The sequence below is a fragment of the Aliibacillus thermotolerans genome, from assembly GCF_027853235.1.
Classification (GTDB): Bacteria; Bacillota; Bacilli; order Bacillales; family Marinococcaceae; genus Aliibacillus; species Aliibacillus thermotolerans.
Window position 1 is genome coordinate 1 of sequence record NZ_WKJG01000031.1, and the last position, 14854, is coordinate 14854.

Annotated in this window: 16 protein-coding genes; all 16 read right to left on the bottom strand. The window is 41.6% G+C overall.

The features are described from left to right. Positions 1–128 precede the first annotated feature (128 nt). Positions 129–575 (bottom strand): low molecular weight protein arginine phosphatase, encoded by a 447-nt coding sequence (locus GJS40_RS04870; RefSeq protein WP_270896608.1) that lies wholly within the window; start codon positions 573–575, stop codon positions 129–131. Positions 576–708: 133 nt separating this feature from the next. Then, the gene (locus tag GJS40_RS04875; protein ID WP_270896610.1) at positions 709–1257 is read right to left on the bottom strand and encodes a manganese efflux pump MntP; all 549 of its coding nucleotides are present in this window, start codon (positions 1255–1257) and stop codon (positions 709–711) included. Between the two features lie 70 nt (positions 1258–1327). Further along, positions 1328–2353: an L-threonylcarbamoyladenylate synthase gene (locus GJS40_RS04880; RefSeq protein ID WP_270896612.1), complete on the bottom strand. Its 1026-nt coding sequence runs from the start codon at positions 2351–2353 to the stop codon at positions 1328–1330. Positions 2354–2490: 137 nt separating this feature from the next. Next, positions 2491–3099, bottom strand: a complete 609-nt coding sequence (gene spoIIR, locus GJS40_RS04885; RefSeq protein WP_270896613.1) for a stage II sporulation protein R — start codon at positions 3097–3099, stop codon at positions 2491–2493. A 61-nt stretch (positions 3100–3160) separates the two neighbouring features. After that, positions 3161–4021, bottom strand: coding sequence for a peptide chain release factor N(5)-glutamine methyltransferase (gene prmC, locus GJS40_RS04890; RefSeq protein ID WP_270896614.1), 861 nt, complete (start codon positions 4019–4021; stop codon positions 3161–3163). Then, complete coding sequence (gene prfA / locus GJS40_RS04895) at positions 4018–5097, bottom strand: peptide chain release factor 1 (RefSeq protein WP_270896616.1); 1080 nt, start codon at positions 5095–5097, stop codon at positions 4018–4020. Before prfA ends, prmC begins: the two co-directional genes overlap by 4 nt. Before the next feature lie 330 nt (positions 5098–5427). Further along, entirely contained in the window at positions 5428–5574 is a 147-nt protein-coding gene (locus GJS40_RS04900; RefSeq protein ID WP_270896618.1) for a hypothetical protein, read from the bottom strand. Positions 5575–5630: 56 nt separating this feature from the next. Next, a complete protein-coding gene (locus GJS40_RS04905) occupies positions 5631–6368 on the bottom strand; it encodes an RNA polymerase sigma factor (RefSeq protein ID WP_270896620.1) in 738 nt (245 codons plus the stop codon). A gap of 98 nt (positions 6369–6466) precedes the next feature. Then, complete coding sequence (locus tag GJS40_RS04910) at positions 6467–6712, bottom strand: type B 50S ribosomal protein L31 (RefSeq protein ID WP_270896622.1); 246 nt, start codon at positions 6710–6712, stop codon at positions 6467–6469. Between the two features lie 192 nt (positions 6713–6904). After that, positions 6905–8176, bottom strand: a complete 1272-nt coding sequence (gene rho / locus GJS40_RS04915; RefSeq protein ID WP_270896624.1) for a transcription termination factor Rho — start codon at positions 8174–8176, stop codon at positions 6905–6907. Positions 8177–8523: 347 nt separating this feature from the next. Then, positions 8524–9489, bottom strand: coding sequence for a class II fructose-bisphosphatase (gene glpX / locus GJS40_RS04920; RefSeq protein WP_270896625.1), 966 nt, complete (start codon positions 9487–9489; stop codon positions 8524–8526). Between the two features lie 26 nt (positions 9490–9515). Further along, positions 9516–10802, bottom strand: coding sequence for a UDP-N-acetylglucosamine 1-carboxyvinyltransferase (locus tag GJS40_RS04925; RefSeq protein ID WP_270896668.1), 1287 nt, complete (start codon positions 10800–10802; stop codon positions 9516–9518). 161 nt (positions 10803–10963) lie between these two features. Further along, positions 10964–11602, bottom strand: a complete 639-nt coding sequence (gene fsa, locus GJS40_RS04930; RefSeq protein ID WP_270896627.1) for a fructose-6-phosphate aldolase — start codon at positions 11600–11602, stop codon at positions 10964–10966. Between the two features lie 131 nt (positions 11603–11733). Beyond that, a complete protein-coding gene (locus GJS40_RS04935; RefSeq protein ID WP_270896629.1) occupies positions 11734–12099 on the bottom strand; it encodes a response regulator in 366 nt (121 codons plus the stop codon). 168 nt (positions 12100–12267) lie between these two features. Beyond that, positions 12268–13866, bottom strand: coding sequence for a CTP synthase (locus tag GJS40_RS04940; protein ID WP_270896630.1), 1599 nt, complete (start codon positions 13864–13866; stop codon positions 12268–12270). A gap of 290 nt (positions 13867–14156) precedes the next feature. Beyond that, a complete protein-coding gene (rpoE, locus tag GJS40_RS04945) occupies positions 14157–14621 on the bottom strand; it encodes a DNA-directed RNA polymerase subunit delta (protein ID WP_270896632.1) in 465 nt (154 codons plus the stop codon). Positions 14622–14854 lie beyond the last annotated feature (233 nt).

The following is a 14854-nucleotide window of genomic DNA, read 5'->3' on the forward strand; positions in this document are numbered from 1 at the left end:
TTTGCGTATAATTCATTTTGAGTCCTCCTTGGTTTTCTAATTTCGGAGTCGATGCATCGACATCCTGTACTATACCAAGGAGGCTCTTTTTTGTTAAACCTCAAATTTCTTCATTACAGGAATGCTTTCTACTCCTCTTTTTCTCTATCGATGATCATTTGGAGATACGCGTCAATTTCTTCGGCTGTTTTACGGTAGACTTCAACAGGACCACCAAAAGGATCTTGTATATCTTTATCCTCCTCTCCCTTCGTTGCGTATTCTATCAATGTAAAAATTTTATCTTCCATTTCAGGATAAAGCTGTTTCGCATGATTTCGATGGCTTCTCGTCATTGTAAGGACAATATCCGCCCAGTCCACGAGTTCTTGGGATATTGGCTGGGAAGTATGATCACTAGTGATGCCTCGTTCTTTTAATACTTCCGTGGAACCCGGGGATAACGGAACGCCAGGGGCAGCGTAGAGCCCGGCTGATTTTGATTCGATGACGTCACTTGCTTTGTGATGAGATAATTCCTTTGCCAAAGGACTTCGACATGTGTTCCCACTACAAACAAATAAAATCCGTTTCATGATAACTTCCTCTCTTTCCATGATTAGTATGCTGGCGTTCATGGAATACTGGAACGAGAATCACATGAGGAGTGATCAAGCATCCTTCTTTATTCATATAACTCTATAGACCAATTTTACCATAAATATATTTCTATAATGCTAATTTTAGACCAAAAGATAGTAAAATAATTCCTCCGATCATTTCTCCATACCGTCCGAGTGATTGTTGCATATATTTCCCTAATGTCAGACCGAGCCATGTAAATATTCCGCTAAACAGTCCGAACAACAATAGTACGGAAAAAAGTTCCGCTTTTAAAATGCCAAGAGTAATACCAATAGAAAAGCTATCGAGACTGACAAAAAAGGAAAAAATGAACACTCTTAGACCGACGGGAAGAATCATGGATTCTTGTTCCGCATCTTTTTTCCAGCTGGAGACAATCATTTGCAAGCCAATGACAAATAGTAATACCCCTGCTGCCATCATCGCTGTTTGTTCAAAAGAAGCAGCAATCCATGTGCCACTGATTAAACCAAGAAAGGGCATTCCCATATGAAAGAGGCCAACTACCAGCGCCGTGCACATTTTATTTACCGGAATTTTCCGCTTCATTGCCACCGCCAGCGACATGGAAAATGCATCCATACTGAGGGCAAATGCCATCGTACTTAAAAAGAACCAACTTTCAATTGCCATCATAATCTCCTTTCTGGACATGCATCGTTATAGCACTGTATGCATATCAAGAAAGGAACATTCAAAGGAACTAACCGCTTGCTGCTTTTTCTAGTCGATTCATGATTGCTCGTCCGAGACCATCCGGTGGAAATGTCTCGCATAAAATCACATCTGCGTCGGTACGATCCGCTTCTCTTAGCTGATCATATAAACGAGCAGCAACTTCTTCTAAGGACTGACCGAGAGAAACAAAATGATTTGCCTCTTCCGACGACGCTCTCATCGCCTCCCGTGCCATCACTGTCACCGTTTGACCTGCATGGCGACGTTTTGTAATTTCTCGTTGCATCGCTACGTTTCCGTCCACTAAAAGAAGGGGCGTGTTCGGTGCATAATGGCGATACTTCATTCCAGGTGATTTCGGGGCATGACTGCTCGTTGTCGTTTCTTTTACTCGCTTTTCTCCGACAACTTCCGCTAACTGTTCTTTCGTCACTCCGCCTGGCCGTAAAATCCAAACGATATCTTCTATCACTTCGATAACAGTAGATTCTACTCCGTAGCCGGCATCTCCTCCATCGATGACTCCTTTAATTTTCCCATCCAAATCTTCCATGACATGAGCGGCTTTCGTGGGGCTCGGTTTCCCGGAGCGATTGGCACTGGGAGCTGCAACAGGTACGTTTGCTACTTGAAGTAATGCGCGCGCCACCGGATGGGATGGCATGCGAACGGCAACGGTATCCAATCCTGCTGTCACACGAGAAGAGAGTCCTTCTTTTTTCGGAAGAATCACCGTTAACGGTCCCGGCCAAAAACGTTCCATCAATTGTTCTGCGCAACAAGAGAGCGATCGTGTTACGTGATGTAATTGTTCTTTTTCACCAATGTGAACAATTAAAGGGTTATCTCCAGGACGTCCTTTCGCTTGAAATATTTTTTTAACCGCTTTATCATTTCTCGCATCCGCTCCTAATCCATATACCGTCTCCGTTGGGAATGCGATGACTTCTCCTTTATTTATCCACAGGGCCGCTTCTTGTATTGCAGGCTCTTTTTCTAATTCGCTTCTATTTTTGTCCACAACCCATATCTTCGTCTGTGAATAACTCATTATTTATTCTCCTTTTCCCCTCCATCAAATCGTCCTTATTATAAGGAAAAGACGGCAATGAACGCAAATAAAAAGAAGTTATCCACCATTGTTGGCTTCTTGTGGATAACTATCTCTCAAACGCTCTCTTCCCCTTCTTATATTTCTTCCTTTTTCTCTTTTCCAAACCAATCTTTCCACTTTTCCACAATAAAAAATGTATATTTCTCCTTTTCATCCACAGCTTTTTCCTCTTCTTCTGTATCCGTCTCGATAAAACATAATGCCGGAAATAGGACGCACCACCAGTTTTGTCCTTTCCCTTCACCAATTGTTACGACAAGGGCTTCATACATTCCCTGTGGGTAAATGAGGGGGCCATATATACGAGTTGGAAATTCTACTTCTTTTTTTAAAGATAACGACACATCATGGGTGACGTCATGCTCTGCAAGCACTTCGTCTACAATCTTTTCCAATTTCGGAATGGCTTCGGTGATTTCTTTTCTCGCAATTTTTTTTTCATCAATGTAGCCGACAACGCTTCGTAATTCTGCATTGATGGCATCGCGCACCTTCGTTTTAATCATTTGTTCTTTGAGAGAATCATCATGGGCTAAAATCCGTAATCGAATTGCTTCTTCCGGAATTACTTGCTCTTCCATACGAGAAGCATCGACATATTGATTTTGTTCTATTTGTAACCAAATCATAACAGAAAAAAATAATACATATAAAAGTGCTAGATTCATTGTTTTTGTTTTCATGTCATCGCACCGCCTTTCATTACAAGTATCGACGGTGCACCAATGACATAAACCGTATAAATTACTCGCTTTCTGGGTACACTTGGACGATGCGATCTTTTCCGTTGATATCTTTCTTCACAGTTACTTTTCTCTTCGGTAAGTGTTGTTCCATAATAGATTTCACTTCTGCTCCTTGATTATATCCTATTTCAAAGAAAGCAAAACCGGTCTTTTTTAAAGTAACAGGCAGCTTTCGAGCGATTTCTTCATAAAAAGACACCCCTTTATCTTCGTCTCCTATTAACGCAAGTGCTGGTTCATGATCTTTTACGGTGACGTCTAATTGTTCCCACTCTTTTTTTGGAATGTAAGGGGGATTGGCGACAATCACATCCCACTTTTTTCCTTCGACAGGAGCAAATAAATCTCCTTGGAGAAACGTCACATTGGCTCCGAGCCGATCGTTGTTTTCTATTGCTACGTGTAACGCTTCTTCACTAATATCCACCGCGCATACTTTTGCCTTTGGAATTTCTAGAGCAAGGGTAATGGCGATGGCCCCACTCCCCGTGCCAAGATCGAGAATGGTAGGAGAGTCGTTCTTAGAAGAGAGTGATTCAATGACATGTGCAACCAATTCTTCCGTTTCAGGTCGCGGAATTAGCACTTTGTTTGAAACAGAAAAGCGCCGCCCATAAAAAAATTCGTATCCAATTAAATGTTGAACCGGAATCCCTTGACTATGCGCTTTCACGTCTTTTTGAAACGCTTCCCAAACAGCCGGAGAGAGCACATCTCTTCTTTTTAAATGAAATTCCGTCCATTTGACATGTAAATGATGCTTTAGGAGTATGTCTGCCGCTCGCATTTCACGACCATGTTTTTCCAAAAAAGAAGAAGCCCATTGTAAGGCTTCATATACTCGGATTCGTTCACTCATGCATTTCCCGCCTGTTCCATTAATTCCGCTTGCTCTTGTACAATCAATGCTTCAATAAATTCATCAATTTCTCCCGCTAAAATTTGGTCGAGTTTTTGAATGGTAAGACCAATACGATGATCTGTTACCCGGCTTTGCGGAAAGTTGTACGTACGAATTCGCTCCGAACGGTCTCCTGTTCCAACCGCAGATTTGCGGTTTTCCGCATACTCTGCTTGTGCTTCTTGTTGGTATTTGTCGTACACCCTAGCCCGTAATACTTTCATCGCTTTTTCTCTATTTTTAATTTGCGATTTTTCATCTTGACAAGAAACGACGATTCCTGTTGGTAAATGGGTAATACGGACCGCGGACATCGTAGTGTTGACACTTTGTCCCCCTGGACCACTGGAAGCAAACGTGTCTATACGAAGATCTTTTTCGTTAATCTCTACTTCTACTTCTTCCGCTTCCGGCAATACAGCAACCGTTGCGGTGGAGGTATGAATCCGTCCGCCCGATTCCGTCTCTGGAACCCGTTGTACCCGATGCGCTCCATTTTCGTATTTCAAACGAGAATAGGCGCCTTTTCCGTTTATCATAAATATAATTTCTTTATATCCCCCAAGTTCCGTCGGGCTTGCTTCAATTACTTCCGTTTTCCACCCTTGTTTTTCCGCGTAACGGGAATACATTCGGTACAAGTCGCCTGCAAATAAAGCAGCTTCATCCCCACCGGCTGCTCCGCGAATTTCAACAATGACGTTTTTCTCATCATTTGGATCTTTCGGCAAAAGAAGAACTCTTAATTGTTCTTCTAGCTCTTCTTTTTTCTCTGTTAGTTCTGCAAGTTCTTCTTTCACCATTTCTTCCATTTCGTCGTCCATTTCTTCTTCTAACATCGATTTGGCATCATCAAGTTGAGACACTGTTTCTTTATACACGCGGTAAGTTTCCACCGTTTTCGCAATGTCCGCTTGTTCTTTCGAATACTCTTTTAACTTATTGGTATCGTTAATCACGTTCGGATCACTAAGTAATTTATTTAACTCTTCATATCGGTCTTCTACAGCTTGTAGACGATCAAACACAAGCATTCACCTCTTTTGATTGCATAACACTACAATTATAGTATACAGCACCTTCCACGTCAAAATGAATCAATCCATTGTCTGAGTCAACCATTTGTGGGCAACTTTTTATGAACTCCATAATTGTAAGCGGATTCACTCTTGCTGGGTACTCCTTTGAAGTGCTATTAATCTCTTTTTAAAAGATATTAATTCAAATTAATTATACAATCAGTGGAATTAATGGAAAACATTTAATTTTCTTAATACTTAAAATTTATTGTATTCTTATCTTATAGATATATTTGAAAGGTTTGTCGTTTTTATATTGAACGTAGAAGGAGATAAAATCCCCTTCTACATTGCCTTGATCACTTCTTTTTCCACAAAAGACACTTTGCGTACAGCTGCTTCTTCTTGGATATCCGGAGAAATGTCTTGTTGACAAGCGACGATGAGAGAATTCATAAAGAAAAGCGACACAATAACGAGCAATAGACGCACGAAACCCCTCCTTGAAGTCCTTTGTTTCTTCATAGGGTTCCCAACGATTTTACTTTTTATGAGTTGATTCCTTCTTCCGTCTCTTCCATTTCCATTGGGGCAGGTTCCGGCCCTTTTTCATCCGGTATTAACACTGATGGACTGATTAACAAAAATATCCCGAGAGACAAGATGGATAAAGTTCCACCGACCGCAATAAATTGCGCTATTTTTATACGGCGCTGTTTCCGAGCCTTTTGTATGTAAGACCAAATCTCTTGAGGAGTTACTTCATCCGGAAGTGCTGCAAAGGTTTCTTTCCAACGTGCCTGTGCTTCTTCGGTTTTTCTGCCGTGTTTCGATAATTGGGCAAGAAACTTTTCTCTCGCCTGCTTTGTTTCTTCGTTATCAATATGTAAAATTTCCCCTGTTTGTTCGATGGAAAAATCGTGTAAGTCATGAAGTAAGAAGCTCGCTTTTTCTGAAGTGAAAGTTCCTTGGGCAGTTTGAAACCAGGCCCCTATCTCTTTTTGGTCATATTGTTGTTCCGTTTTTTCATGGGTAGAAAGTTGATCTATCACGAGTGTATGGACTTTTTGAAACAACCGTGTCCGGAAGGTTTTTCCTGTCCAGGAAGAACCGTTTCGGTATGCTTCTAAAAATGCTTCGTTCATGACGTGCACAAGTGCAGATGATGCAAGACCCATTTGGCGTGAAAATGTTTGTACTTGACGATAATATTTTTCTATTAATTCTTGAAACGCTGTCTCATCACCGAAACGAAACCGCTCTAGCAATTGATGATCATCTGGCACTCTTGTCTCCCCCTTATGATGTATGTATTTTTCACTTGTGCATCCAGCCCTATAGAAAAACAGGCAAGTCTCCTTGCCTGTTTTTGCATCGATACCTCTTAATTGATGTTGTATTTCTTTTTGAAACGATCGATCCGACCACCTGCATCGGCAAGTTTTTGTTTTCCAGTGTAAAATGGATGTGAATCTGAACTAATTTCCACTTTGATTAGCGGATATGTGTTGCCGTCTTCCCATTCTATCGTTTCATCTGATGTTTTTGTCGAACCGCTCAAAAACTTGAAGCCTGTGCTTGAATCCATAAAAACGACTTTATGATATTCTGGATGGATGTTCTCTTTCATCTGTATCACTCCTTTTTTATATCATCTCAATCTTTCGAGCTACACTTCATTTGTGAAAGCACACAAAAGAAAAGTGCTTTGCTGAATTTTGCACATAAAGAAATTATAGCAAGCACGAATTCATTTTTCAATACATTGTTGGAACTTGCACACGGGACATGAGCGATGCCCTTGTACTTTCACTGACTATGTCTATTTCTTTCCTTCTTGTCTTTCTCTGTCTTCTTTCATTTCTTCAAAAAATTCTTCGTTTGTTTTCGTTTGTTTGATGCGGCGGATGAAGTGTTCGACGAATTCCGGTGAATCGTTCATTGATTTTCGGATCATCCATAAATGTTCGAGATGTTCTTTCGAAACAAGGAGTTCCTCTTTTCTTGTACTGGAACGACGAATGTCGATCGCTGGGAAAATACGTCTTTCCGCCAAACGACGATCTAAATGAAGTTCCATATTCCCGGTTCCTTTAAATTCCTCATAAATGACATCGTCCATGCGGGAACCGGTATCGACAAGGGCGGTGGCCAAAATCGTTAAGCTGCCCCCTTCTTCAATGTTCCGGGCTGCACCAAAAAAACGTTTTGGACGATGAAATGCTGCAGGGTCAATTCCTCCAGAAAGCGTTCGACCGCTTGGGGGAATGACAAGGTTGTAAGCTCGCGCCAGCCGGGTAATACTATCCATTAAAATGACGACGTCTTTTTTATGTTCCACGAGACGCATTGCTCTTTCCAACACGAGCTCAGCTACCTTAATATGGTTTTCCGGCAATTCATCAAAGGTGGAGCTAACGATATCTCCATCTACCGAACGTTCAATATCCGTCACTTCTTCCGGACGTTCGTCAACAAGCAACACAATCAGCTCTGTATGGGGATGGTTTTCGGTGATGCTATTGGCAATTTCTTTTAACAGAGACGTTTTCCCTGCTTTTGGCGGCGCGACGATCAATCCCCGTTGTCCAAATCCGATCGGCGTAATTAAATCAATCAAGCGCGTACTAATGCGTTCCGGTTTGGTTTCTAACGTCATCCGTCGATCAGGGTAAAGGGGAGTAAGCGCTGGAAAATGGGGGCGATCCCGCGATGTATCCGGATCTTCTCCGTTGACCGCTTCCACCATTAATAATCCATGGTAGCGTTCTGTTTCTTTCGGCGGACGAACTTTTCCGGATACTTTATCTCCATTTCTTAAACCGAATCTTCGAATTTGGGAGGCAGAAATATAAATATCTTCTGAACTTGGCAAATAATTAATCGGACGAAGAAATCCGTATCCTTCTGACTGAATAATTTCTAAAACGCCTTCCATAAACATTAAGCCGTCTTTCTCCGCTTGACCTTTTAAAATAGCAAAAATTAACTCACGTTTCGTTAACTTACTATAATACGAAACGTTGTACTCTTTTGCTAAACTATATAACTCTTTTAGCGTTTTATTTTCTAATTCTGATAAATGTACACTCAAAAATCGTCACCACTTTTCTTCTTATCTCACAAATAGATGTGTATATTGGATATTGAAACAGTTCGTTGGGATTTACATCGAAACGTAATATAAGAGAAGAGAGAGGTCAAAAGTTCCTTTTTATTAAAAAAGGAAGGCTAATTTCATAGGGGTGGAGAATCATTACTTTACCATTGTATACATCTTTAAGATGTTTAGCAACATACATTCCATCAAAAATTCAAAGAGTATAGGCGGACATCTCCACAAATAAATCTCCGCCCAACCTCTTGTGATGCTTACCGCTGTCTCCCACTTCAAAAAGAGTTGGTTACTACGAAATACATATCATTCCGGTAAGGTAAACTTTACTTTAAAACGAATTTAGGTTTTTTCTTCACGTTATGTTCTCCCGCGATAAAACGGACAGTGCCGGATTTCGCTCTCATGACGATGGATTCTGTCTTGGCAGTAATCCCTTTATAGTGAACCCCTTTTAACAGTTCACCGTCAGTTACTCCCGTAGCAGCAAAAATAGCGTCGTCTCCTTTGACGAGATCATCCATATAAAGTACTTGAGAAATGTTTTCGATACCCATTTTTTTACAACGATCTTCTTGTTCTTTCGTCTCCGGGGTAAGCTGTGCTTGCTGTTCTCCTCCGAGACATTTTAACGCCACCGCGGAAAGGACTCCTTCCGGCGCACCGCCAATGCCCATATAAATATCGATTCCCGTTGATTCAAATGCCGTGTTGATGACACCAGCGACGTCTCCGTCTTGAATAAACTTAATGCGAGCTCCTGCTTTGCGAATGTCATGTACGAGTTCGTTGTGACGCTCACGTTGTAAGACGCTGACAACCACGTCTTCCACATCTTTTCCTTTTGCTTTTGCCACCGCTTGTAAATTGTCCAAGACAGGAGCGTTGATGTCGATTTGACCAACCGCTTCCGGGCCGACCGCTATTTTTTTCATATACATATCCGGTGCATGAAGCAAATTCCCCCGGTCCGCAATCGCAATGACGGACAATGCATTCCACATGCCATTGGCTACAATGTTTGTACCTTCCAGTGGATCTACGGCTACATCTACTTCGGGTCCGTCTCCTGTGCCTAATTTTTCCCCAATATACAGCATCGGCGCTTCGTCCATTTCACCTTCTCCAATCACCACTGTTCCCCGCATTGGAACAGTATCAAACACATCGCGCATCGCTGTTGTGGCAGCGTCATCGGCTTCGTCTTTTTTTCCCCGTCCCATCCAACGAGCAGAAGATAGCGCGGCTGCTTCCGTTACCCTTACTAATTCCATCGTCAAACTTCTTTCCATCGTATCTCTCCCTCCAAAAATGACTGCTAAGATGTTTTTAAGTCTGCCTGTTCTTCTTCCGTCAATGGTTCTCGCCAAATCTTTGCACCAAGAGAAATTAATTTTTCCTCTAAGTTTTCATATCCACGATCAATATGTTCCACCCCAGTAATTTGCGTTATTCCTTTTCCCATAAGACCGGCAATGACAAGGGCTGCTCCTGCTCGTAAATCAGTTGCTTTCACTTTCGTTCCTTCCAGCGGAGTTTTTCCATAAATAATGGCAGAACTTCCTTCTACTTTCACGTCGGCTCCCATTCGCTTTAATTCATCAATATGTTTAAAGCGGGAATGATAAATCGTATCAGTGACGATACTTGTTCCCTTTGCTTTTGTAAGTAACGCGGTAATCGGTTGTTGTAAGTCGGTCGCAAAACCCGGGTAAACGAGAGTTTTAATATCAATGCTTTGGAGATCTGGAGAAGAGCGAATGAATAATTGATCATCTCCCACTTCCATTTGTACCCCCATCTCTCTTAATTTTGCCAAGAGAGATTCCAGATGATCGGGAATGACATTATCAATCAACACTTCTTCTCCCATCGCTGCCGCAGCAATCGTGTACGTTCCAGCTTCAATGCGATCGGGGATGATGGAATGAGAACAACTTCGTAATGTTTTTACCCCATCAATGCGGATGACATTCGTGCCAACTCCTTTAATTTTTGCCCCCATGCTCGTTAACAAGGTAGCGACATCGATGATTTCCGGTTCTTTTGCTGCGTTTTCAATGATGGTTCGCCCCTCAGCTCTCACGGCAGCCAGCATAATATTAATCGTTGCGCCAACGCTTACGACATCTAAATAAATACGTGCTCCACGCAGTTTATCTGCTCGTAAATAAAGCATTCCTTGTTCATTTGACACCCGAGCACCAAGCGCTTCAAATCCTTTGATATGTTGGTCAATGGGACGGGGACCAAGATTACAACCCCCTGGGAGGCCAATCGCTGCTTTTCGGAACTTCCCAAGCATTGCCCCCATCATGTAATAGGAGGCTCTTAATTGCTTCACTCTTCCATTTGGTAACGGCATCGGAATAATATTGCGCGGGTCAATGTTCATCCGACTTCCTTGCTTTGTTACCTTTGCGCCGATATCTTCTAACAGTAATGCCAAGGTGTGGACATCTGATATGTTTGGTAAATGATCGATCGTCACAACATGATCAGATAAAATAGCCGCCGGGATGAGTGCCACGGCGCTGTTCTTCGCCCCGCTAATATGTATCTTTCCCTTTAACGGATGACCACCTTCAACGATTAACTTCTCCATGAGCGGTTCACTTCCTCGTACATAATCAATCTCACCAACGTTTGATGGTTTGATGACAGAGATTCTCTTTTCCATTATGGACATCCTTTGATTAGGATAGACGAAAAAGAAGCAGGTAGCTTATTTTCTTCCAAGCTACCCCCAACGTTACTATTTTCTCCTTAGCGATTGTTCCAGTCGTTTAAAAACTGCTCAATGCCTTTATCTGTCAACGGATGTTTCACTAGTTGCGAAATTACCTTATATGGAATCGTCGCAATGTGCGCTCCGCGAATCGCTGCTTCCGCTACGTGCATCGGATGACGGATCGATGCAGCAATAATTTCCGTGTCGATGTCGTGTATTTGAAAGATCTCTGCAATATCACTGATTAAATCGAGCCCATGATGTCCTATATCATCCAGTCTTCCGAGAAACGGTGACACATAAGTCGCCCCTGCTCGCGCCGCCAGCAATGCTTGTACCGAAGAAAAAATGAGCGTGACGTTCGTTTTAATATTTTCATTCGAAAATGTTTTTACCGCTTTTAACCCTTCCGTCGTCATTGGCACTTTTACTGTAATGTTTGGAGCAATGGCGGCAAGTTCTCGACCTTCTTTAACCATTCCTTCTGCATCGGTAGCAATGACTTCTGCACTCACTGAACCGTCGACAATGGCGGTAATTTCTTTCAGTCTTTCTTTCAAATCGACGCCTTCTTTTGCTACGAGTGTCGGATTGGTCGTTACTCCGGATAAAATGCCTAATTCATGAGCTTCTTTGATTTGAGTCAAATTGGCTGTATCAATAAAAAATTTCATTCTTAGCCTCCTAACCATTCCTACGCGCTGGGAAAAATACATTTGTCTATGTATGGACTTCGCAAAAACCCTTCAATATCCTTCCTTTATTATAGCACATGAGTGCTGTTTGTCATCGACAATAAATAAAGTTAGTTCATCAAATACGTGCGCAGCGTTTCCTTTAATTTGTCAATGTCAAAAGGCTTTAAAATACAGGAAACGGCTCCTAATTTTTTTGCCTCTTCCACCATTCCGACTTCTTCATAAGCGGTGATTAAAATAACGGTTGTCTTTTCTGCCAGTTTCCTTTGTTTTCGCTCCATTAATATATCAATTCCGTCTCTATCGGGCATTTTTAAATCTAATAAGAGTAAATCTATGGTTTCCGTTTCCAAGAGTTGAAGTGCCGTGTCTCCATTATCAGCTTCTAGTACTTCATACCCTTCTTCACTCAATAATGCTTTTAATAACGATCGTATTCCATCTTGATCGTCAACAATTAATATTTTGTCCACGTTGATGTCCTCCTAGTCTTCCTGTCCCACCTACTAAAATGATTCATAGATTGATTATTTCCACTCAACGAAAACAAATTCCTGCTCTATCCGATGTTCATTAATAACAAACATTGTCCTTTACAAATAAAAAAGGATCCCGATGTTTCATCGAGATCACTTCTTTATTTATTCTTGGCATGTCACTTCAATAAAGCGGCGAAACAATGGGTGCGGTCTCGTTGGACGAGAAATAAATTGCGGATGGAATTGGGTCGCAACAAAAAATGGATGATCTTTTAACTCGATAATTTCCACTAAACGACCATTCGGACTCATTCCGCTAAAAATCATCCCGGCTTTTTCCAGATGTTCTTTATATTCCATATTAAACTCATAGCGATGGCGATGACGCTCATAAACGACTTCTTCGTCATAGGCAGTACGGGCAATCGTTCCTTCTTTTAACTTACATGGGAAAAGCCCAAGACGAAGTGTGCCACCAATATCTTCTACCCCTTCTTGTTCAGGGGAGAGCTTAATAATGAGATCTTTTGCTTTTGGATGCACTTCTTCCGAGCCAGCCTCCGGAAGATCTGCCACATGTCGGGCAAATTCCACCGCGGCCAGTTGCATGCCTAAGCACACTCCAATAAAAGGACGGCGCTGTTCCCGTGCATATTGAATGGCAACCATTTTTCCGTCCACACCCCGGTTACCGAAACCACCAGGTACGGCAATCCCATCTACGTCTTTCAATTTTTCATGAACATTTTTTTCAGTCACTTCTTCCGCGTTGACCCAGACGACTTCTACATCTGCATCAAAGGTATAACCTGCATGCTTTAAAGACTCCACGAGAGACAAGTAAGCATCAGGCAAAGAAACATATTTTCCGACTAACGCAATTTTAATTTTGCGTGAGAGATGTTGGACTTTGTGAACAAGTTCTTTCCACTCTTCCATATCCGCTTCATGACCGCCCAATTGTAAGTAATCACAGACCAATTGATCGAGATGTTGTGCTTGTAAATCAAGTGGTACTTGGTAAAGCGTGTCGGCATTTAATGACTCAATCACAGCTTCTTTATTAATATCACAAAAGAGGGCAATTTTTTCTCTCATATCCTCCGGGATTGGATTGTCGGTACGCACGACGATGACATTTGGTTGAATCCCGATACTGCGCAATTCTTTGACACTATGTTGCGTCGGTTTTGATTTCATTTCCCCTGCTGCGGATAAATACGGAATCAGTGTACAATGAATGTACATTACATTGTTGACTCCGACGTCACTTTTAATTTGACGGATTGCTTCTAAAAAAGGAAGTCCTTCAATGTCCCCGACAGTGCCCCCGATTTCGGTAATGACGACATCGGCATGGGTTTCGCGGCCTGCACGATACACTCTTTCTTTAATCTCATTCGTCACGTGTGGAATAACTTGTACCGTGGCACCGTGATACTCTCCACGACGTTCTTTTCGAATCACGCTGGAATAAATTTTACCCGTCGTAATGTTACTATGTTTCGTTAAGTTAATATCTATAAAACGTTCGTAATGGCCAAGATCTAAATCCGTTTCAGCCCCGTCTTCCGTTACAAACACTTCCCCATGTTGATATGGACTCATCGTTCCCGGATCAATATTAATATAAGGGTCAAACTTTTGAATGGTCACTTTTAAACCACGATTTTTTAGCAGTCGACCGAGCGATGCTGCAGTAATTCCTTTGCCAAGAGAAGAGACAACCCCACCAGTGACAAAAATATATTTCACAGTCATTCATTATCTACTCCTTTTTATGTCTCTGTTTCCCATCATATCTAGCAAACAACGGTGGAAAATCAGAATAATTACTGACAATGGCAAGACATACAAATAAAAAAAGCAAAAGTGAGGTTGCTCCCGAAAAAACCGGGGGCACACTTTTGCTACTGCATGTATCTATTTATCGTATCGTATATGGTAAAGCCCAAGAAAGATTGTACCTATCTTATTTTTAAAAGTCAAGCAGTGCCTTTATCAAGCATCGTACTTTTTAGTCACTATCGTGTGGAGTGGGAAATCGTCTTTTACAAATCCTTTGGTGCGTCCAAATCGTCGATAGAATTGTCTGTATCCTCATCGTGGGACAATTCATCAAAATCATCTTCTACTTCATCCAGTTCCATATCTTTTTCCTCATCCTCTAACAAGTCATCCCCTAGCTCATCAACTATCTCTTCTTCGGCATCTTTTAAATCGTCTGCTGTGATAGTTGTGCTTAAATCTTCATTTGTTTGGTCCAGCGGATACCACTCTCTGAGACCCCAATGATTTTCACCTAAATGAACAAACCTTCCATCTAAGTTCATGGCGGTAAACAGTTTCGTCCGTCGATTCTTTAACTCTTCTCCTTTCAACTCTTTTAACTCAGCGATGCGATTCATTAAATCATGGAAATCATACGCATCTTTTTTTTCATTCAGAAGTATGAGCGCTAACTCAAGGGCAGACATTTCTTCGATTTGTTCTTGTGTAAAATCGGATAACTTCACGGATGCCACTTCCTTCCCACAAATATATAAAACGCTTGGAGCTTGAAATGTAAGCATTCAAGCGAACTTTAATAACAAGTGGTTAGAAAAATCATCCTTTACATTATAAACATATTCATCTCATTTATGCTAGCCTTTTTGAACAGGAAGGTTTTCGTTCTTGTTTTGTTTCTAACAGACGCCTTCCTTGAAGATGTTGGTACGTAGAAAAAGAGTGTCTCTCCTCTCTTTTC